Source organism: Methylobacterium sp. V23, from assembly GCF_002917135.1.
Lineage (GTDB): Bacteria > Pseudomonadota > Alphaproteobacteria > Rhizobiales > Beijerinckiaceae > Methylobacterium.
This window is the reverse complement of record NZ_PDHT01000027.1, coordinates 12,459-31,889: the sequence shown is the minus strand read 5'-3', so window position 1 is coordinate 31,889 and position 19,431 is coordinate 12,459. Positions and strand designations below refer to the sequence as shown.

Annotated in this window: 18 protein-coding genes and 1 tRNA gene; 14 read left to right on the top strand and 5 right to left on the bottom strand. The window is 68.0% G+C overall.

The annotated features are described in order from the left end of the window. Window positions 1-205: 205 nt before the first annotated feature. Entirely contained in the window at window positions 206-460 is a 255-nt protein-coding gene (locus CRT23_RS21000) for a hypothetical protein (RefSeq protein WP_103711628.1), read from the bottom strand. Between the two features lie 699 nt (window positions 461-1,159). Between CRT23_RS21000 and CRT23_RS20995 the strand changes: the two genes are divergently transcribed. The 4 genes from CRT23_RS20995 (at window position 1,160) to CRT23_RS28570 (ending at window position 5,313) form a co-directional block, all read left to right on the top strand. Continuing rightward, the gene (locus tag CRT23_RS20995) at window positions 1,160-2,251 is read left to right on the top strand and encodes an alkene reductase (RefSeq protein WP_055950471.1); all 1,092 of its coding nucleotides are present in this window, start codon (window positions 1,160-1,162) and stop codon (window positions 2,249-2,251) included. Window positions 2,252-2,429: 178 nt separating this feature from the next. Continuing rightward, on the top strand, window positions 2,430-4,328 hold the full coding sequence (locus tag CRT23_RS20990; RefSeq protein ID WP_103711627.1) for a PAS domain S-box protein: 1,899 nt from the start codon (window positions 2,430-2,432) through the stop codon (window positions 4,326-4,328). Further along, entirely contained in the window at window positions 4,325-5,047 is a 723-nt protein-coding gene (locus CRT23_RS20985; RefSeq protein ID WP_245436455.1) for an HAD-IA family hydrolase, read from the top strand. The genes CRT23_RS20990 and CRT23_RS20985 overlap by 4 nt, the downstream gene beginning before the upstream one ends. 41 nt (window positions 5,048-5,088) lie before the next feature. Then, window positions 5,089-5,313, top strand: coding sequence for a hypothetical protein (locus tag CRT23_RS28570; RefSeq protein ID WP_103711626.1), 225 nt, complete (start codon window positions 5,089-5,091; stop codon window positions 5,311-5,313). 5 nt (window positions 5,314-5,318) lie between these two features. On the opposite strand, the gene CRT23_RS20975 is transcribed toward CRT23_RS28570, so the two are convergent. Then, a complete protein-coding gene (locus tag CRT23_RS20975; RefSeq protein WP_103711625.1) occupies window positions 5,319-7,772 on the bottom strand; it encodes a PAS domain-containing protein in 2,454 nt (817 codons plus the stop codon). A 120-nt stretch (window positions 7,773-7,892) separates the two neighbouring features. After that, window positions 7,893-8,390 carry an outer membrane protein assembly factor BamE gene (locus tag CRT23_RS20970; protein ID WP_055950483.1) on the bottom strand — a complete coding sequence of 166 codons (498 nt, stop codon included), beginning with the start codon at window positions 8,388-8,390 and terminating at the stop codon, window positions 7,893-7,895. A 222-nt stretch (window positions 8,391-8,612) separates the two neighbouring features. Between CRT23_RS20970 and CRT23_RS20965 the strand changes: the two genes are divergently transcribed. From CRT23_RS20965 to CRT23_RS20920, 10 genes are all read left to right on the top strand, one after another. Next, window positions 8,613-9,212 (top strand): ubiquinol-cytochrome C chaperone family protein, encoded by a 600-nt coding sequence (locus tag CRT23_RS20965; protein ID WP_103711673.1) that lies wholly within the window; start codon window positions 8,613-8,615, stop codon window positions 9,210-9,212. Then, entirely contained in the window at window positions 9,209-9,748 is a 540-nt protein-coding gene (locus CRT23_RS20960; protein WP_103711624.1) for a DUF177 domain-containing protein, read from the top strand. Before CRT23_RS20965 ends, CRT23_RS20960 begins: the two co-directional genes overlap by 4 nt. 189 nt (window positions 9,749-9,937) lie before the next feature. After that, window positions 9,938-10,972 (top strand): phosphate acyltransferase PlsX, encoded by a 1,035-nt coding sequence (gene plsX / locus CRT23_RS20955; RefSeq protein ID WP_103711623.1) that lies wholly within the window; start codon window positions 9,938-9,940, stop codon window positions 10,970-10,972. 37 nt (window positions 10,973-11,009) lie between these two features. Continuing rightward, window positions 11,010-12,023 (top strand): beta-ketoacyl-ACP synthase III, encoded by a 1,014-nt coding sequence (locus tag CRT23_RS20950; RefSeq protein ID WP_103711672.1) that lies wholly within the window; start codon window positions 11,010-11,012, stop codon window positions 12,021-12,023. Window positions 12,024-12,139: 116 nt separating this feature from the next. Then, the gene (locus CRT23_RS20945) at window positions 12,140-12,460 is read left to right on the top strand and encodes an integration host factor subunit alpha (RefSeq protein ID WP_055950496.1); all 321 of its coding nucleotides are present in this window, start codon (window positions 12,140-12,142) and stop codon (window positions 12,458-12,460) included. Window positions 12,461-12,467: 7 nt separating this feature from the next. Continuing rightward, window positions 12,468-12,998: a MerR family transcriptional regulator gene (locus tag CRT23_RS20940; RefSeq protein ID WP_103711622.1), complete on the top strand. Its 531-nt coding sequence runs from the start codon at window positions 12,468-12,470 to the stop codon at window positions 12,996-12,998. A gap of 133 nt (window positions 12,999-13,131) precedes the next feature. After that, window positions 13,132-13,578, top strand: a complete 447-nt coding sequence (locus CRT23_RS20935; protein ID WP_103711621.1) for a 4-aminobutyrate aminotransferase — start codon at window positions 13,132-13,134, stop codon at window positions 13,576-13,578. Between the two features lie 197 nt (window positions 13,579-13,775). Further along, window positions 13,776-15,722 carry a PrkA family serine protein kinase gene (locus CRT23_RS20930; RefSeq protein WP_055950502.1) on the top strand — a complete coding sequence of 649 codons (1,947 nt, stop codon included), beginning with the start codon at window positions 13,776-13,778 and terminating at the stop codon, window positions 15,720-15,722. Between the two features lie 106 nt (window positions 15,723-15,828). Beyond that, window positions 15,829-17,130 (top strand): YeaH/YhbH family protein, encoded by a 1,302-nt coding sequence (locus tag CRT23_RS20925; RefSeq protein ID WP_103711620.1) that lies wholly within the window; start codon window positions 15,829-15,831, stop codon window positions 17,128-17,130. Between the two features lie 77 nt (window positions 17,131-17,207). Then, window positions 17,208-18,779 carry a SpoVR family protein gene (locus CRT23_RS20920; RefSeq protein WP_103711619.1) on the top strand — a complete coding sequence of 524 codons (1,572 nt, stop codon included), beginning with the start codon at window positions 17,208-17,210 and terminating at the stop codon, window positions 18,777-18,779. A gap of 212 nt (window positions 18,780-18,991) precedes the next feature. Here CRT23_RS20920 and CRT23_RS20915 read toward each other — a convergent pair whose 3' ends face one another. Next, window positions 18,992-19,303 (bottom strand): ETC complex I subunit, encoded by a 312-nt coding sequence (locus CRT23_RS20915; protein WP_103711618.1) that lies wholly within the window; start codon window positions 19,301-19,303, stop codon window positions 18,992-18,994. Window positions 19,304-19,340: 37 nt separating this feature from the next. Continuing rightward, window positions 19,341-19,417 (bottom strand) — tRNA-Pro (locus tag CRT23_RS20910). Window positions 19,418-19,431 lie beyond the last annotated feature (14 nt).

Below are 19,431 nucleotides of genomic sequence, written 5' to 3'. Positions count from 1 at the left end.
CAACGTCTGCTTTCAAGAGATACGTTGGCTTGCTCTTACGGCGTAGTTGGGTCGGAAGCAGCCCCTCGCGGCGGGTACCAAGCGTCAGATTTCGACCACTAGGAGGAGGTCGTTGAGCCCGCGGAGGTGGCTCTCGGGAGTGTTCGTCGGGCGCATCCGTTGAGTCTGACGCGCCCGCGTTTCCGAACGGTTAAGCGGATCGCGCCTATCGGACGGGATCACCCCACGGGCAGGTCGCATCGAGCTCCCGAAACAGGTCGTCGGGCAGCACGGGAAAACCGCTGACGAGGGCCTCCACGGTGTCATGATGGCTGAACCCATCCGAGGCGCGCCAGACCCATCCCTCGGCAAGCTCGTCCTCCCAGGTGCCCTCCCAGGAAACCGGCTCGACCGTGTAGCCGAGGTGGAACGCGTAGGCCGTGAGGACGGCCTGGCGAAGGGGCGAGATCGAGTCTGACATTGGATACCTCCGCCCCGGAGGATGCCACCTCGGCCGGGCCGGTGCGATCAAGTGAGTGGATGACTCCCGAAAAATTCCGGGTGGCCCGCGTGGCCTGGAACGGGACACGGGTGCGGTGGCAGGCTGGTCCCGTGATGCCCCAAGGGCCGGCTGCGAGCCGGCATCCCGCATCGCCGACCACCCCGCCGGACCCCGTCCGAGTGGGGCCTAAACACGTCATCCGGTCCCGCAATCGGTCCCGCGAATGGCTGGAAGAGGCGTTTCCCCTAGGGCGGCGTGGATGGGGCCAGACCGTTATGAGCGGTCGGCTCTAACCATTGAGCTACAGGCCCTCTCGCTTCCTCAGCGATGAGACGAGCGATACCCGAGTGGGAGACGCGCGTCACCTCGGATTCCATGAGGCAGACGCGGATCAGCGCGGGTTTTCGGGCGACGATGCGGTGCAGCGCGGTGTGGCCGGACCTCCAGGATCGCGCTGTCGGCGAAACGGTTGGATGCGGGTTAGGCCGCAGGTTTTCTGGTGGGGCGCCGCCCGGACGGGCTCGTGCTGTGCGGCGCGTGCGCGCCCGCACAGCCTTGGCCCTCGGCCGGATCCCCGCGTCTGGCCGTGTCTGGCGTGACCACCACATGAGGACGACAACGGTCGTGGCGAAGGCCACGTGCCGTCCGTTTGTCCTCGAAACACCGTGAGCGTCCTGCATGCCTTCCCTGTCCGACCCGATCCGCATCGGCGCGATCGACGCCCAGAACCGCGTCTTCATGGCACCGCTGACCCGCGGCCGCGCCTCGCGCGAGCACGTGCCGACACCGATGATGGTCGAGTATTATCGACAGCGGGCCAGCGCCGGCCTGATCCTCACCGAGGCAACCGGCATCTCCCAGGAAGGCTTGGGCTGGCCCTTCGCGCCCGGCATCTGGTCCGATGAGCAGGTCGAGGCCTGGAAGCCGGTGGTGAAGGCCGTGCACGAGGCCGGCGGCAAGATCGTCTGCCAGCTCTGGCACATGGGCCGCATCGTGCATCCGGACTTCCTCGGCGGCCAGAAGCCGATCTCGGCTTCCGCAACCACGGCCCCGGACGCTGCACACACCTATGCGGGTAAGAAGCCCTACGCCGAGGCGCGGGCGCTGCCCGTCGACGAGATCCCCCGCCTGCTGGCCGACTACGACCGCGCCGCGCGCAACGCCCTCAAGGCCGGGTTCGACGGCGTTCAGATCCATGCGGCGAACGGCTACCTGATCGACCAGTTCCTGCGCGACGGCACGAACCTCCGCACCGATGCCTATGGCGGCTCCATCGAGAACCGTCTGCGCCTGCTCACGGAGGTCACGCGCACGGTGGCCGAGGCCGTCGGCCGGGACCGCACCGGCGTGCGCCTGTCACCCAACGGCGCGATCCAGGGCGTCGATGATTCCGACCCCGAGGCCCTGTTCGGCGCCGCGGCGGCAGCCCTCTCACAGATCGGGATCGCCTTCCTCGAGCTCCGGGAGCCGGGCCCGAACGGCACCTTCGGGACGTCCAACCATCCGCCTATCGCCCCGACGATGCGGGCGGCCTTCGACGGTCCGCTGATCCTGAACTCGGATTACGACGGCCCGCGTGCGCAGGCGGCTCTCAACGAGGGCCACGCCGACGCCATCGCCTTCGGACGCCCCTTCATCGCCAACCCGGACCTGCCGGAGCGGCTGTTCGCGGGCGCCCCGTTGAACAAGGATGAGGCGAAGACCTGGTACAGCCAAGGCCCGGAAGGCTACATCGACTATCCGACTCAGAGTGCCGCCAAGGCAGCCTGACGTTGCCGAGGCGAGATCATCCGAGCCGTCTATTGTATCATTCTCGACACTAGACGGCGCCTCGACCGAGGTGAGACCCAGGCGAAAGCGGTTTCACCTCGATCACTTCGAAGAACGTTGTCGCTATCGCTCGGACGGAAGACATCCTATGTGTTGCGACCGACGAGGATAGCCGCTTTTGCCTTCGACCGATGCCTGCTCAGTCGCGCCGACCGGATGGACCGAGTCAGATCGGCTCGCGGAGCTCGCCAGCCTGGACCTCGCCGCCACCGGCCGGGAAGCCGTCTACGATGATCTGACCCGCATCGCGGCCTTGCTCTGCAACGCGCCGATCGCCCTGGTCAGCTTCGTCGAAGCGGACCGGCAATGGTTCAAGGGACGCGTCGGGTTCGAGCTGCCCGAGACACCACGGCGGATGTCGATCTGCGCGCATGCCATCGAGGCCGAAACGCTTCTCGTCATCCCGGACCTCACCCACGATCCGCGCACCTGCGACAACCCGCTCGTGACGGAGGAGCGCCAGCTACGCTTCTACGCGGGTGCGGTGATCCGCTCGCGCTCGGGCTATCCCCTCGGCACCCTCTGCGTCCTCGACCGCGTGGCGCGCCCCGAGGGCATCACGCCGATGCAGGCTGAGATGCTGGAAGCGCTGGCCCGCCAGGCCGCGACGCTGATCGAGCTGACGCGGACTCGCAGCGAGGTCGACGCCCGTGAAGCGGACCTCCAGGCGAGCGAGCGCCGCTTCCAGGTGATGACCGGCGCGATGCCGCAAATGGTCTGGACCACCCAGCCCGACGGCTATCACGATTTCTACAACGACCGCTGGTACGAATTCACCGGTGTCCCGCCGGGCTCGACGGACGGCGAAGCCTGGAACGGCATGTTCCATCCGGACGACCAGGAGCGGGCCTGGTCGCGCTGGCGCCATAGCTTGGCCACCGGCGAACCCTATGAGGTCGAGTACCGCCTGCGGCACCATTCCGGGGCCTATCGCTGGACCCTGGGCCGGGCGATGCCGCTCCACGATGCCGAGGGCCGGATCGAGCGCTGGTTCGGCACCTGCACCGATATCGAGGACCTGAAGCGGGCGGAGGCCGAGTCGCGCAAGCTCGCCGCCATCGTCGAGCAGTCGCAGGACTTCATCGGCATGGCCGACCGGGAGGGGTTCGTCCAGCACATCAACGAGGCTGGACGCCGCCTGGTCGGGCTCCCCGACGTCTCGGCCGTGACCGGCACCCAGATCCTCGATTATTTCATGCCCGAGAGCCAGGCGCTCGTCACCGGAACGGTCCTGCCCGCCGTCGAGCGGCACGGCTGGTGGGAGGGCGAACTCGCCTTCCGACACTTCGGCACGGGGGAGGGGATCGCGGTCCTCTACAACATCTTTCCGGTGCGGGACGACGCGGGCCGTTTCGTCGGCTACGCCACCGTCACGCGCGACCTGCGCGAGCGCAAGCGGGCCGAGGAGGCCCAGGACCTCCTGATCAAGGAGCTGTCGCACCGGATCAAGAACATCTTCGCCGTGGTCGGCGGCATCGCCGGCCTGTCGGCCCGGACCGATCCGTCCGCACGTCCCTTCGTCTCGGCCTTCCGTGAGCGCCTCGGTGCCCTGGCGCAGGCGCACGAATACGTCCGTCCGCATTCCCCCGCCAGCGCCCCCGCGGTGAAGGGCCAGACGCTGTTCGGCCTGATGCGCCTGATCATGGCGGCCTACGTGCAGGACGGGCGCGCGCGGATCGTCATCGACGGGGACGACGTGGCCGTGGGCGAGCGCGCCGCCACGGCCCTCGCGCTGATCATGCACGAGCAGGCTACCAACGCGATGAAGTATGGCGGCCTCTCGACCGAGGCCGGCAGCGTCCGCCTGACCGGACGACGCGACGGCCCGTCCTACATTCTGACGTGGGCGGAGAGCGGCGGTCCCACGGTGACCGGTCCGCCGACCCGGCAGGGCTTCGGCACGGTCCTGGCGCAGCGCAGCGTGGTCGGGCAGCTGGACGGCACGCTGGAGCAGGACTGGGCCCCGAGCGGTCTCGTGATGCGCCTCGTCGTCCCGGTGGATCACCTCCGATCGTGAGATTCCAGCGGTATCGCCTCGTCGTCTTCGACTTCGACGGGACCCTGGCCGACAGCTTTCCCTGGTTCGCCGGTATCATCAACGGCGTCGCCGATCGCTACGGCTTCGCCCGCATCGCCGAGCACGAGACCGAGACGCTGCGGGGCATGGACGCGCGGGGCATCGTCCGGCATCTCGGCATTCCGGCCTGGAAGCTGCCGCCGATCACGCGACACATGCACCGGCTCGCGGCTCGGGATATCGGCGGGATTCGACTGTTCCCCGGCGTACCGGATCTCCTCGCCGACCTCGACGGGGCGGGCTTGCGCCTCGGCATCGCAAGCTCGAATCGCGAGGCGACGATCCGGCGGGCGCTTGGACCCGCGGCCCGGTACTTCACCCACTACGCCTGCGGTGCGTCGCTGTTCGGCAAGGCCCGGCGCCTGCGGGCCCTGATCCGTGACGCCGGCGTTGCCCCGTCCCAGGCGCTCTATATCGGCGACGAGATCCGCGACCATCAGGCCGCGACCGAGGCGGGCTGTGCCTTCGGGGCCGTGACCTGGGGTTATACCCGCGCCGACGCGCTCGCGGCGCGGACACCGGAGCACCTGTTCGCCGACCCCGCGGCGATCGGTGAGTCCATCGTGTCGGCCCTGCCACAGGGGATTGGAAACTGCCCAGCGCCCCGGCCGGCCGGATTGCCAATTGCTCCCTCGGCGCGCCAGGTTAACGTACGTTAGATCAGGCGTCCGGATCGACGCGGCGCTCGGAAAGCTTGTGCATGGACAGGACGCAGCGATCGCAACCGAACGGCCCGGCTGTCCCGGCGCAGAGGGAGCCGGTGGTCCGCCGCTTCAGGGCCCGCGGGGCGCGGTCGCATTTCCTGGTGGCCTGCCTCGCCGGCGGCCTGCAGGCGGCTTATGCCCCCCAGCCCGAGTCCGAAGTCTCGGATCTGTTCGCGGGCCTGATCGCGCAACTCGATTTCAGCGAGCCGGGAACGCGCTGACGCGGTTAGGGTCGATCGCGCCGTCCGCGACGGCTGCGGGCCACCGCCTTCCGTAGGACCCGTGAAAGCTGCTCCACCGAGTAGGGCTTGTGCAACAGCTCGAACCCGTGGGCACCTTCCTCGGCCAGGACATGACTGTACCCGCTGGCCAGGACCACCGGCAGGTCGGGCCGGCGCCGGACGATCTCCTTGGCAAGCTCGATCCCGTTCATGCCCGGCATGACGATGTCGGAAAACACCACCTCGAAGCGGAAGGGAATCTTCTCGAGCTGACGCAGGGCATCGGCGGCGGAGGTCGCCCAGACCGTGTGGTAGCCGAGTTCGGCCAGGGTTTGGGTGGCGAAGCGGCCCACCTCCGGGTTGTCCTCCACCACGAGGACGCAGGTGCCGTGCCCCTCCGTCAGCGGCTCGGCCTCCTCGGGCGGCCCGGCGGTTACGGATACGGCGGGGACGCGCGGCAGGTAGAGGGTGAAGGTCGACCCGCGCCCCGGCGCGCTCTCGACGACGACCTCGCCCCCCGACTGCTTGGCGAAACCGAAGACCTGGCTCAGGCCGAGGCCGGTCCCCTGACCGACGCCCTTGGTGGTGTAGAACGGTTCGAAGATCCGGTGCAGGTCCCCCGCCGCGATGCCGGAGCCGGTATCGGTCAGCGACACGGCCACGAAGGCCCCCCCGCGGATGTCGAGGGGTGGGATGCCCGAGACCGTACCGACGCGGATCGTCAGCCGACCCTCGCCTTCCATGGCGTCGCGCGCATTCACCGCCATGTTCACCAGCGCGGTGTCGAACTGGCTCGGATCGGCATGCACGTAGCAGGGCATCTCCGGCACCTCGACGACGATCGCGATGCGGGCACCGGTCAGGGTGCCGACCATCTCGCTGATCGCGGCGACGCCCGAGCCCACGTTGAACGTCTCGGGTTTGAGGGCCTGGCGCCGGGCGAAGGCGAGGAGCTGGCCCGTGAGCTTGGCGGCCCGTGCCACGGTGTCGGAGATCGCATCGACGTAGCGGCGGCGGCGATCCTCGGCGAGACCCGGCCGCTTCAGCAGGTCGGTGGAGGATTTGATGACCGTCAGAAGGTTGTTGAAATCGTGGGCGACGCCGCCCGTGAGCTGACCCACCGCCTCCATCTTCTGGGCCTGACGCAGGGCCTCCTGGGTCTGCGCCAGGGCTGCTTCCCGCGCCTTGTCCTCGGTGATGTCGCGGCCGCTGCAATAGGAGCGCCCGCCCTCCGGCACCGCCGTCCAGGACAGCCAACGGTAGCCACCGTCGCGGGTGCGATACCGGTTCTCGAAACGGAAGACGGGCGTACCGCCCGCCAGGGCCCCGACGGCCTCGGCGGTGCGCTCCACGTCGTCCGGATGGATCAGGTCGAGCACGGACCGGCCGGCGATCTCGGATTCGGACCAACCGAGCACGACCTCCCAGGCAGGGTTCAGGCGCTCGAAGTAGCCGTCCGGGTGCAGCACGCCGAGGAGGTCGGGGCTGACCAGCCAGGTCAGACCGCGCTCGTTGGACCGCAGGATGACTTGACGCTCTAGATCCGCGTTGAGGAAGCGCAGTTCCGCCTCGTTCCGGCGCAGCGCGATCTCGGCGAGCGCCCGGTCGGTGACGTCGACGCCCTCGACGAAGATGCCGGTGACGGCGCCGTCATCGTCGAAGATCGGCTGGTAGACGAAATCGAGATAGAGCTCGACGTCCGCCCCGTCCGCCGGGCTCTGGAGGGTGAGCTTCGAGGCCGTCGCCGTGAAGGCTTCGCCGGTGCGGTAGACGGTGTCGAGAAGCTCGAGATATCCCTGGCCTACGGCGTCCGGCAGAGCCTCGGCGACGGTCCGGCCCAGGACCGGTCGGTCGCCGACGAGGCGCCGGTAGGCCGGGTTGGCCAGTTCGAAGCGGTGTTCGGGCCCGCGCAGCACGGCCATGAAGCTCGGGGCCTGGGCGAAGAGCTGCTCGAGGCGCTCGCGCTCGGCGCTCGCCCGGCGCTCGGCCTGCACCCGGCCCGTCGTTTCGGCGCACGCGCAGAACATGCCGACGACCTGCCCGGCCTCGTCGCGCACCGGTGTGTAGCCGAACGAGAAGTAAGTCTCCTCCGGATAGCCGTTGCGATGCATAATGAAGGCGATGCCGTCCATATGCGTCGCCTCGCCCGCATAGGCGCGGGCGAGGATCGGCTCCACCTGATCCCAGATGTCGTGCCAGAGGTCGCGGAACGAGCCGCCGAGGGCGGCTGGATGGCGAGCGCCGCACATGGCGGCGTAGCCGTCGTTGTAGAGGGTGATGTAGTCCGGCCCCCACACGATCAGCATCGGCTGTTGCGACCCGAGCATCACGCCGACGAGCGTCTTCAGGGCCTGCGGCCAGCCGATCGGCGCGCCGAGCGAAGTCGCGGACCAGTCGTGGTGGCGCAGAAGCGCGCCGGTCTCGCCACCCTCGACGAGAAAGGCTTCGCGAAACGGCATCCTCGGGTCCTTTGCCCGCCTGGGGTCGAGCCCGGGCGAGCCATCCACGATGCGCGCCCCTGGCCGACCGGTCGCCCGGCCCCTCCGGCCCCTAGGGTCCCGAGAGGTGAGCCGCGAAGCTTACAGGCCGCGATTGGCCCCGGGCACCACGCTGGTGCCGGAGCCGCTGCCGAACGGCTCGTACTTGGTCAGGCCGCGGAAGAGCTGGCTGAGGAAGGCCCGGTCGGCGCCGCTGGTCGGCGTGGACCGCTCGATGAAATCGAACACCTTGCCATCCTGCAGGCCGTAGAGTGCCACGCGCTCAACCTTGAAGGCGCCGTTGAAATAGACGGCGGTGACCTTCTGGTCCTCGACCCGTTCGCCGAGGAACAGGACGGTGCGGCGCGTGTTCTGGCTGATGTAGTACCACGACTTGTTGCCGACGGTGGAGACGGTGGACGGCGTGCCGAGGATCTGCAGAACCTGCTCGGCGCTCATCCCCGGCTTCACGGTGGCGAGGGCCGCCTGGTCGATCTGGTAGCCATGGCGGATGTCCTCGCCGATGCAGCCGGACACTCCGGCTCCGATTGCGCCGAGGACGGCGAGGCGAGCGAGCGACGAGACGAGACGGCGCGACATCGGCCACCCTTGCTGACAGTGAGAAACTGAAGGCGACTTCCGTGAAAGCGTCCTGCGGCCCCGATCCCGACCCGGCACCGAGGCAGAAGAATCCCGATGGAGGTTGCACCTTGACCGTTCGCTGCCGTAACGCGGGGTTATGGTTTTGACAAGGCAAGCCCGGCCACACCCCCCGGCCGTCCGCGCCGGCTTCACGCCCGCCGATTCGAGGAGGTGCCCATGATGACGGGTCTCCTCGACAGGCTGCGCGCCTGGGGCGGGTCGAGCCCGCGCGAGCGGGTGATCGAGACGCTGCATGGGCGCATCAACCAGGCGGCCCGGGATCCGGATCTCTACCTTCACCTCGGCGTGCCCGACACGCTGGAAGGGCGGTTCGAGTGCCTGATCCTGCACGTCATCCTGGTGCTGCGGCGCTTGAACCGCCTGCCCGAACCGGCCGCCGACGTGGCTCAGGACCTCGTGAATTCGGTGTTCTTGCAGCTCGACTCGTCCCTGCGTGAATCCGGGATCGGCGATTTCGGCGTCCCGAAGCGCATGAAGAAGCTCGGTTCCGCCTTCTACGGGCGGGCCGAGGGCTACGATGCCGCGCTCGACGCCGGGGACACGGCGGCGCTGACGGCCGCGCTCGCGCGCAATGTCCTCGGGGTCGACGCGCCGGAGGCGGCGGCCGGCCTCGCCCGCTACGTCCTCGCCAGCGACGCCGCCCTTTCCCAAGCCGACCTCGACGGGCTGATCGGAACCGGCCCCGCTTTCCCGCCGCCGCAATCCTTCGCCGCTCCCCAGGCCGAACCGGACGGCGCCACGACACGGATCGTCCCATGACCCGCCAAGATACGACCCGCCACAATATGCCCCGCCACGAAGGGTCCGGACCGCTCTCGCGGATCGTCAGCGTCGACCGCCTGCGCCGCAGCGATGGGCGGCTCGTCGTCACGGCAAGCCCGGAGGAATGCGCGGCCCTGGCCGCCGACTTCAAGATTCCGGCCATCCGGGACCTCCTCGGCACGTTCGGGACGAGCGGTCCGCCCTCGGCCTTCCGGGTACGCGGAACGGTGACGGCGCAGGTGACGCAGGTCTGCACGGTGTCCCTGGAGGCCTTCGAAGGGCCGGTCTCCGAGCCGGTGGATCTGCTGTTCACCGACACCGACCGGCTCGCCGGGACCGACGCGGAGGATGCCGACGTCCCCGACCCGATCGTGGGAGGCAAGATCGATTTCGGCACCGTCACGGCCGAGTTCCTCGCGCTCGGGCTCGACCCCTATCCGCGCAAGCCCGGGGTGGCCTTCGAGCCCCATATCGAGGATCTGGAGGAGCCGCCGCTGGCGGCCCTGCGCGGGCTCAAGCCGGCCAACGACTGAGACCCGCGACCGCCAGATCGGAACGGCTTTCGGCAAACCGCTCAGATTTCGTTTGCCCGGCGGGCTTCAATCGCTATTTTCCGCCCCGCCGAGCAGGGGGCTGGTCGTTCGCCACCATCCCCGCTCACCGTGATGCCTCCCGCCGGGGGGCCGTTCTTTTCCGCGATCAGAGGCCACCGGCCACCCACCATGTCCCAGAGAGTGTGCATCTCGCTCGACGCCATGGGCGGCGACCACGGACCCACGACCGTGGTGCCCGGCGCCGCCATCGCCCGCGGGCGCCATCCCGAGATGACGTTCCTGATGTTCGGGGACGAGGCAATCCTCACGCCACTGGTGGCCGCCGAGCCGCGCCTGAAGGGCGCCGTCGAGATCCGTCACACCACGATGGCGATCTCCATGGACGAGAAGCCGAGTCAGGCCGTTCGCTCGGGGCGCGGCAAATCCTCGATGTGGCGCGCGATCCAGGCTGTGAAGGACGGCGAGGCCGATGCCGCCGTCTCGGCTGGCAACACCGGCGCCCTGATGGCGATGTCGAAGATCTGCCTGAAGACCCTTGCGGGCATCGAGCGCCCGGCCATCGCCTGCCTCTGGCCGACGGTGCGCGGCGAGAGCGTGGTCCTCGACGTCGGCGCCACCATCGGAACCGATGCCGAGCACCTCGTCGAGATGGCGGTGATGGGCTCGGCCATGGCCCGGATCGTGTTCGACCTCGACCGGCCGACCGTCGGGCTTCTCAACGTCGGCACCGAAGAGATGAAGGGCAACGAGGCCGTCAAGGAAGCGGCCCGCTACCTGCGCGAGACCGACCTGCCGAACCTCGCCTATCACGGCTTCGTCGAGGGTAACGATCTCGGCAAGGGCACGGTCGACGTCGTCGTCACCGAGGGTTTCACCGGCAATATCGCCCTGAAGACCGCCGAGGGAACGGCGAAGCAGATCGGCAGCTACCTGCGGGCCGCCATGAGCCGGACCCTCTCGGCTAAGATCGGCTACTTCTTCGCCCGCCAAGCCTTCAAGACCCTGCGGGACAAGATGAACCCGAGTCGGGCCAATGGCGGCGTGTTCCTCGGTCTCGAGGGCATCGTCATCAAGAGTCACGGCTCCGAGGACGCGCACGGCTTCGCGGCGGCGGTCGACCTCGCCCATGACATGGCCCGGCACGACCTCATGCGCACCATCCGCGACATGCTCGACCTGACGCCGGCCCCGGCCGCGCCATGAGCCGGGCCGTGAACAGAAGGACGGCCCCATGACGGTCATGAGCGGGCAGGCCATCGCCGAAAAGGTGGCCCCCGGACGCATCCTGCGCTCCGTCGTGGTCGGCTGCGGATCCGCCCTGCCGGCCCGATGCGTCACCAACGACGAACTCAGCCGCACCGTCGACACCTCCGACGACTGGATCGTGCAGCGCACCGGCATCCGCCAGCGCTACCTGGCGGACGCCACCGAAACCACCTCGGTCCTGGGGGCGCGCGCCGCCCGGGCGGCGCTCGACGAGGCCGGCCTCGCCGCCGACGACATCGACCTCATCATCTGCGCCACCTCGACGCCCGACCACACCTTCCCGTCCACCGCCACCGAGATCCAGGCGGCGCTCGGCCTGCGGGGCGGCTTCGCCTTCGACGTCCAGGCCGTCTGCGCCGGCTTCGTCTACGCCGTGACCACCGCGGACAAGTTCCTGAGCACCGGGAGCGCCAAGCGCGCCCTGGTCATCGGGGCCGAGACCTTCTCGCGGATCCTCGACTGGGAGGATCGCACGACCTGCGTGCTGTTCGGCGACGGCGCCGGCGCCGTCGTGCTGGAGGCCCAGGACGGGGAGGGCACCAGCGCCGATCGCGGCGTGCTCACGGCGAGCCTGCGCTCGGACGGACGGCACCGCGAGAAACTCTACGTCGATGGTGGCCCAGGCTCCACCGGCACCACCGGCCACCTGCGGATGATCGGCAAGGAGGTCTTCCGCTTCGCCGTCGGCTCCGTGACCGACGTCATCGACGACGCCTTCCGGGCGTCCGGGACCACGGCCGAGGATCTGGACTGGTTCGTCCCGCATCAGGCCAACCGACGGATCATCGAGGCATCGGCCGACAAGCTGGGCATCGCCCGCGAGAAGGTGGTCCTCACCGTCGACCGGCACGGCAACACCTCGGCGGCCTCGATCCCGCTGGCCCTCGACGTCGCCCGCAAGGACGGCCGGATCAAGCCCGGGGACCTCGTGATGATCGAAGCGATCGGCGGCGGATTCACCTGGGGCGCGGCCCTCATTCGCTGGTAGGCAGGACCCGTTTCCGAAACGGAGCCTCGCGCGCTGTTGACCCCGGGGTGAACGCCGATTAGCGTGCGCAATCATAGAGATACTAAGAAAACTCGAATCGCCTTGGGGAATATCGCATGACAGGAAAGACGGTCACACGCGCCGATTTGAGCGAGGCCGTCTACCAGCAGGTCGGGCTCTCGCGGACCGAGTCCTCCGCCCTGGTCGAAACGGTTCTGTCCGAGATCTGCACCTGCCTCGCCAGCGGAGAGACGGTGAAGCTGTCCTCGTTCGGATCCTTCGTCGTGCGCAGCAAGGGGCGCCGGGTCGGGCGTAACCCGAAGACCGGGGTCGAGGTGGCGATCGAGCCACGTCAAGTGATGGTGTTCAAGCCTTCGAACGTGCTGAAGGCCCGGATCAACGGCCTGAACGGCGCGGCCGAGCACGACGACGAGTAGGTCCTCCATGTCCCTCGCCGCGCGGATCGAAGAACCGAAAGCCGACCCTCGCGACGGGGAGGAGCCCGTGCGCGAGGCACCCGAGAAGAGCGCGGGCGCCTTCCGCACCATCAAGGAAGCCGCTGACGAACTCGACGTGCCGCAGCACGTCCTGCGCTTCTGGGAAACGCGCTTCACGCAGATCCGCCCGGTGAAGCGGGCTGGCGGCCGGCGCTACTACCGGCCCGACGACCTCGACCTCCTGAAAGGCATCAAGCGCCTGCTGCATGGGCAGGGCTACACCATCAAGGGCGCCCAGCGGGTGCTGCGGGAGCGCGGCCTGCGCTTCGTCCAGTCGGTGGGCCGCGGTGAGGCTGTGGCGGCCGCGCCCTCGATTCAGGATGCCGAGCACGAGGCTCTGCCGGCCGACCTCGCCTCCGGCGACGGCCTCACCGCTGAGCAGCGGACGGTTCTGGTGGACGCCCTCGCAGACCTGAGGGCCTGCCGCACCGCCCTGGCAGGCCTGCGCCTGCCGCCCGAACCCATCGGCGACGCCTGAGGGCAGGGCGGTGACCGAGAGGCGGGCAGTTGCCCACTCGACGGCCGCGCCAGCGATCCCCACATCCGCAGCACCCGGACCGAATCCACCGCGTCCCGCGCGGATCGCCCGGCGTGATCGGAGTTCGTCCCGCATGCTGCTCGCCCGTTCCCTCACCTTCCTGGTCGCTGGCACCCTCCTGGCCGGGCCGGCCCTGGCGCAGACCACGGTCACCCGCAGCGAGACCGCCGCCAGCGGCAAGAGCGTGCGCCTCGCCATCGTGCCGAACCTGAAGAAGGACTGCTCCACCGGCCCGATGCCTGAGATCCGGGTCAGCGGTGCGCCGAAGAACGGCTCGCTCATCACCAAGGTCGGCAAGATCAAGACCCCGGCGAAGTACCGCTGCCCGAGCAAGGAGGCCGCCGTGCAGGCGGTGTTCTACCAGAGCAAGGACGGCTTCACCGGCAGCGACGAGGTGACGGTGGACGTCAAGGATTCCGACGGGAACGTGCAGACTCAGAACATCAAGATCACCGTGAACGCCGCCAAATCCGACACGGCCAAGCCGGACGCAGCGAAGAAGGAGTCCACCGACTTGTGAGCCTTCCCGGGGCCGCAGCGGAAGACCGTCCGCGGCCCCGGCACCGAACCCGAGTGACAGGCCCGCCCATCGCACTGTGGCACGCATCACACGCCCAAATTCCGTGGTGACCGCGCTGCGACAAAACTGGGCCTGTCAGTTGCATCCAAGGCGAGACAGGATGAAGCTGTCGCTGTCGTGAGGGGATCGGAAAGCCTATGCCGTCGACGAACGACCTGTTCCAGAGCTTCGCCCGTGGCTACGAGGCGCGTCGCGATACGGAGATGAGCCTCTCCGAATATCTCGAAGCGTGCCGCGACGAGCCGTTGATGTACGCCTCCGCCGCCGAGCGCATCCTCGAGGCGATCGGAAAGCCGGAATTCGTGGATACGGCGAAGGATCCGCGCCTCGGGCGCGTGTTCATGAACCGGACGATCCGGGTCTACCCCGCCTTCGCCGAATTCTACGGAATGGAAGAGACGATCGAGCGCATCGTCTCGTTCTTCCGCCACGCGGCGCAGGGGTTGGAAGAGCGCAAGCAGATCCTCTACCTGCTCGGGCCGGTCGGGGGCGGCAAGTCCTCCCTGGCCGAGCGTCTCAAGGCGCTGATGGAGACCCATCCCATCTACGTGCTGAAGGCCGGCAACGAGGTCTCCCCGGTCTTCGAGAGTCCCCTCGGCCTGTTCGACCCCGAGACGATGGGGGCCGAGATCCAGGAGCGCTACGGCATCCCGAGGCGCCGGCTCACCGGTTTGATGAGCCCCTGGGCCCTGAAGCGCCTCGACGAGTTCAACGGCGACATCTCGAAGTTCAAGGTCATCAAGGTCAGGCCCTCGCGCCTGCGCCAGATCGCGATCGCCAAGACCGAGCCCGGCGACGAGAACAACCAGGACATTTCCAGCCTCGTCGGCAAGGTCGATATCCGGCGCTTGGAGACGCTCTCGCAGGCCGATCCCGACGCCTACTCCTACTCCGGTGGCCTCAACCGGGCGAACCAGGGCGTCCTCGAATTCGTCGAGATGTTCAAGGCGCCGATCAAGATGCTGCACCCCCTGCTCACCGCGACGCAGGAGGGCAACTATGTCGGCACCGAGAACATCGGTGCGATCCCGTTCACCGGCGTGATCCTGGCCCACTCGAACGAGTCCGAGTGGCAGACCTTCAAGACCAACAAGAACAACGAAGCCTTCATCGACCGCATCTACGTCATCAAGGTGCCCTACTGCCTGCGAGTGACCGAGGAGCAGCGCATCTACGAGAAGCTGGTCTCGGGCTCCGAACTCTCCGCCGCCGCCTGCGCGCCGGGGACCCTGGAGATGCTGGCCCGCTTCTCGGTGCTCTCGCGTCTGCGCGAGCACGCCAATTCGAACGCCTTCTCGAAGATGCGGGTCTACGACGGCGAGTCCCTGCGCGAGGTCGATCCCCGCGCCCGCTCCATGCAGGAATACAAGGATGCCGCCGGCGTCGACGAGGGCATGGACGGCATCTCGACCCGCTTCGCCTTCAAGGTGATGGCGGCGACCTTCAACCACGACACGACCGAAGTCTCGGCCGATCCGGTCCACCTCATGTACGTGCTGGAGCAGGCCCTGCGGCGCGAGCAGCTGCCGCCCGAAACCGAGAAGCGCTACCTGGAGTTCATCAAGACGGAGTTGGCGCCGCGCTACGCGGAGTTCATCGGTCACGAGATCCAGAAGGCCTACCTCGAATCCTACCACGACTACGGTCAAAACCTGTTCGACCGTTACATCGACTACGCCGATGCATGGATCGAGGACCAGGACTTCAAGGATTCCGAGACCGGGCAGCTTCTCAACCGCGAGCTCCTGAACCAGGAGCTGACCAAGATCGAGAAGCCGGCGGGCATCGCCAATCCGAAGGACTTCCGCAACGAGGTGGTGAAATTCGCCCTGCGCTCGCGGGCGCAGCATGGCGGGCGCAATCCGTCCTGGACGAGCTACGAGAAGCTGCGCGAGGTCATCGAGCGACGCATGTTCAGCCAGGTGGAGGAGCTGTTGCCGGTGATCTCCTTCGGCTCGAAGAAGGACGGCGAGACGGAGAAGAAGCACGGCGAGTTCGTCGACCGGATGGTGGCCCGCGGCTACACGGAGCGGCAGGTCCGCCGCCTGGTCGAGTGGTACATGCGGGTGAAGCAGGCGGGCTAAGGCATCGACCGAGCCTTGTCCGCACGGTGACGGGGCGGCCGCCATGGGTGGTCGCCCCGCTCCGCCGATCCCACATTGGTCTTGAGGGCGAAGGCACACACATCGGATGCACATCGTCGACCGCCGTCTGAATCCCGGGGGCAAGAGCCTCGCCAACCGCCAACGCTTCCTGCGCCGCGTGAAGGATGTGGCCCAGCGGGCCGTGCGGGAATCCGCGCGGGAAAAGGACATCAAGGACCTGGGCAAGGACGGCCGCGTCTCGGTGCCGGCCGATGGGGTTCGCGAGCCGCGCTTCGCCCGCCAGCCGGGCACCGGCCTGCACGACCACATCCTGCCCGGCAACAAGACCTACGTGGAGGGCGACCGGATCGAGCGCCCGCCGTCGGGCGGCGGGGGCAAGGGCTCGGGGGAGGGCGGCGACGGCTCGGAGAACAGCGAGGACGCCTTCCGCTTCGTGCTCACCCGCGAGGAGTTCCTCGAACTGTTCCTCGAGGACCTCGAACTGCCCGATCTCGCCAAGCGCCGGCTCTCGGTGGTGGAGACCGAGGGGCTTCGCCGGGCCGGCTACACGATCTCGGGCTCCCCGGCGAACCTCGCCCTGACGCGCACCCTGCGCAACTCCATGTCGCGGCGCATCGCCCTCAAGCGCCCGAAGCCCGACGAGATCGCCGCCCTCGAAGCGCGCATCGCCGCGACGCCGTCGAGCGACCCCGACCTGCCGGACCTGCTCCTGGCACTCTCGGGCTTGCGCGAGCGCACCAAGCGCATCCCCTACGTCGATCCCCTCGACCTGCGCTACCGCCGGTTCGAGACCTACCCGCGCCCGGTGGCACAGGCGGTGATGTTCTGCCTCATGGATGTCTCGGGCTCGATGACCGAGCACATGAAGGATCTCGCCAAGCGCTTCTACATCCTGCTGCACATCTTCCTGACGCGGCGCTACCGGCACGTGGAAATCGTCTTCATCCGTCACACCGACAAGGCGACGGAGGTGGACGAGGAGACGTTCTTCGGCTCGCGCGAGACCGGCGGCACCCTGGTCTCCTCGGCTCTCGTCGAGATGAAGCGCGTGATCGCCGAGCGCTACGACCCTAACGACTGGAACATCTACGCCGCGCAGGCCTCCGACGGCGACAACGTCTCCAGCGATGGGCCGACCTCGACGGAGCTGCTGCGCGCCCACATCCTGCCGGCCTGCCAGCACTTCGCCTATCTGGAGGTCGGCGACGAGAACGGCCCCCGGGCCGGCTTCGTCGAGCACCGCACCACCCTGTGGCGGACCTACGAGGGCTTGGCCAAGACCGGCGCGCCGATCGCCATGCGCAAGGTCAACCATCGCCGCGACATCTATCCGGTCTTCCGCGAGTTGTTCGGGCGCAAGGATGCCCGGGCGGAAGCCGAGGCTTGAAGCCGGCGCGTCGGGTCACCGGCTGCGCGGGACACGGACCCTTCGAAGTTGGACCTTTCGAGGAAGGCGTAAATCGTATGGTCGGCAGCATCATCCGCCCCACGCCCCAGCCGATCTCCGGCGGCCAGGAGCCGCTCTTCACCGGGAACGATTGGGACTTCGACACGATCCGGCGCATCCACGACGCCTGCGAGGTCGAGGCGCGGGCGCTCGGCCTGTCGTGGTACCCCAATCAGATCGAGATCATCACCGCCGAGCAGATGCTCGACGCCTACGCGTCGATCGGCATGCCGCTGTTCTACAAGCACTGGTCCTTCGGCAAGCACTTCGCCCAGCACGAGGCCGGCTACCGGCGCGGCATGATGGGGCTCGCCTACGAGATCGTCATCAACTCGGACCCGTGCATCTCCTACATCATGGAGGAGAATACGGCGACGATGCAGACGCTGGTCATCGCCCACGCGGCCTTCGGCCATAACCACTTCTTCAAGAACAACTACCTCTTCAAGCAGTGGACCGATGCCGAAGGCATCCTCGACTACCTCGATTTCGCCAAGGGCTTCATCTCACGCTGCGAGGAGCGCCACGGCCACGCCGCCGTCGAGGCGGTGCTCGATGCCGCCCACGCCTTGATGAGCCAGGGCGTCCACCGTTATCCGCGCAAGAAGCGACCGGATCTGGCCTCCGAGCAGCGCCGTGAGCGCGAGCGGGCCGAGCACGGCGAGCAGATCTACAACGACCTCTGGCGCACGCTGCCGCAGAAAGTGGCCGGAGCCCGCCCCGATCTCGCCGCGGAGCGTCGCAAGGCGCTCCTCGAACTGCCGCAGGAAAATATCCTGTATTTCCTGGAGAAGGCGGCCCCCCGTCTGCGACCCTGGCAGCGCGAGATCCTGCGCATCGTCCGCCTCGTGGCGCAGTACTTCTACCCGCAGCGCCAGACCAAGGTGATGAACGAGGGCTGCGCCACCTACTGCCACTACCGGATCATGAACGCCCTGTCCGAGAAGGGCCTGATCGGTGAGGCGGCCTATCTCGAGTTCCTGCAATCGCACACCAACGTCGTGCGCCAGCCGAACTACAACGAGCGCGGCTATAACGGCCACAACCCCTACGCCATCGGCTTTGCCATGATGCAGGACATCGCCCGCATCGTGGAGCAGCCCACGGAGGAGGACCGCGCGTGGTTTCCTGAGATCGCCGGCACCGGCGACGCCATGGCGACCCTGCGCGACGTCTGGGCGAACTATCGCGATGAGAGCTTCATCGCGCAGTTCCTGTCGCCCAAGCTCATGCGCGACATGCGCCTGTTCCACGTCGTCGATGACCCCGACGAGTCGGAGCTCTACGTCGAGGCGATCCACGACGAGCGCGGCTATCGCAAGATGCGGCGCTCCTTTGCGCGGCAATACGATGTGGCCTGGCTCGACCCGGACATCGAGGTGGTGGACGTCGATCTCGAAGGGGATCGGCGCCTCATCGTGCATCACCGTGCGCTCAATCGCATCACCCTGCAGAAGGACGATGCCAAGCGGGTGCTTCAGCACCTCGCCGATCTCTGGGGCTACGATGCGGTTCTCAGGGAGATCGACCCCGCCAACGACGCGGTCCTGGCCGAGCACCACGCCAGCGCGCGGCCGATCTTCTTCTGAAAGGGTGGACGCGGCATATCGGTCCGCGCCGCGGCGCAACGCCCGTGAGGATTGGCGGCAGTCCCGGACCGCGCTAGCCTGCGACGATGATGAACGACGACCTGCGCGAATCGCGCGCCGCCCTGATCCTGCTCGCCGCTGCGGTCGGCTCCGTCCTGATCTTCGGAGCCATCACGATCCTGATCCAGCTCTGAGGCGCTGGAGGCCGCGTCTCAGTGGGTCCAGGGCGCGGTGCGGTTGAACTTGAAATTTTCCGAGTAGGACAGGCCTTTGCGCAGAATCGGCTTCTGCGGCTCCTCGACCCGGTAGGACAGCCCGGCGCGCGTCGCGTAGGCCACGGCCTCCTCGCGGGTCTCGAACTCGAGGTGGACCTGCTGCAACATGTCGGACGAGCCGGTCCAGCCCATCAGCGGATCCGTCTCGCGCGGCGCGGTCTGGTCGAATTCCAGCACCCACGCCTTGGCACGCGCCGTACCGGACTGCGTCGGATCCTTCGCGGGCTGGTAGATGCGGGCGCTCGACATCGGGTCGTCCAACTCCAGGGAGCCTCGGCGGAAATGATGGTCGGGGCGATAGGATTCGAACCTACGACCCTCTGGTCCCAAACCAGATGCGCTACCAGACTGCGCTACACCCCGACACGCTTGCGCGT

What these genes read in the sequence shown, in the direction of transcription:
- CRT23_RS21000 (WP_103711628.1), bottom strand. Translation starts at nt 460, where the DNA reads ATGTCAGACTCGATCTCGCCCCTTCGCCAGGCCGTCCTCACGGCCTAC.
- CRT23_RS20995 (WP_055950471.1), top strand. Translation starts at nt 1,160, where the DNA reads ATGCCTTCCCTGTCCGACCCGATCCGCATCGGCGCGATCGACGCCCAG.
- CRT23_RS28570 (WP_103711626.1), top strand. Translation starts at nt 5,089, where the DNA reads ATGGACAGGACGCAGCGATCGCAACCGAACGGCCCGGCTGTCCCGGCG.
- CRT23_RS20975 (WP_103711625.1), bottom strand. Translation starts at nt 7,772, where the DNA reads ATGCCGTTTCGCGAAGCCTTTCTCGTCGAGGGTGGCGAGACCGGCGCG.
- CRT23_RS20970 (WP_055950483.1), bottom strand. Translation starts at nt 8,390, where the DNA reads ATGTCGCGCCGTCTCGTCTCGTCGCTCGCTCGCCTCGCCGTCCTCGGC.
- CRT23_RS20965 (WP_103711673.1), top strand. Translation starts at nt 8,613, where the DNA reads ATGACGGGTCTCCTCGACAGGCTGCGCGCCTGGGGCGGGTCGAGCCCG.
- CRT23_RS20960 (WP_103711624.1), top strand. Translation starts at nt 9,209, where the DNA reads ATGACCCGCCAAGATACGACCCGCCACAATATGCCCCGCCACGAAGGG.
- plsX (WP_103711623.1), top strand. Translation starts at nt 9,938, where the DNA reads ATGTCCCAGAGAGTGTGCATCTCGCTCGACGCCATGGGCGGCGACCAC.
- CRT23_RS20950 (WP_103711672.1), top strand. Translation starts at nt 11,010, where the DNA reads ATGAGCGGGCAGGCCATCGCCGAAAAGGTGGCCCCCGGACGCATCCTG.
- CRT23_RS20945 (WP_055950496.1), top strand. Translation starts at nt 12,140, where the DNA reads ATGACAGGAAAGACGGTCACACGCGCCGATTTGAGCGAGGCCGTCTAC.
- CRT23_RS20940 (WP_103711622.1), top strand. Translation starts at nt 12,468, where the DNA reads ATGTCCCTCGCCGCGCGGATCGAAGAACCGAAAGCCGACCCTCGCGAC.
- CRT23_RS20935 (WP_103711621.1), top strand. Translation starts at nt 13,132, where the DNA reads ATGCTGCTCGCCCGTTCCCTCACCTTCCTGGTCGCTGGCACCCTCCTG.
- CRT23_RS20930 (WP_055950502.1), top strand. Translation starts at nt 13,776, where the DNA reads ATGCCGTCGACGAACGACCTGTTCCAGAGCTTCGCCCGTGGCTACGAG.
- CRT23_RS20925 (WP_103711620.1), top strand. Translation starts at nt 15,829, where the DNA reads ATGCACATCGTCGACCGCCGTCTGAATCCCGGGGGCAAGAGCCTCGCC.
- CRT23_RS20920 (WP_103711619.1), top strand. Translation starts at nt 17,208, where the DNA reads ATGGTCGGCAGCATCATCCGCCCCACGCCCCAGCCGATCTCCGGCGGC.
- CRT23_RS20915 (WP_103711618.1), bottom strand. Translation starts at nt 19,303, where the DNA reads ATGTCGAGCGCCCGCATCTACCAGCCCGCGAAGGATCCGACGCAGTCC.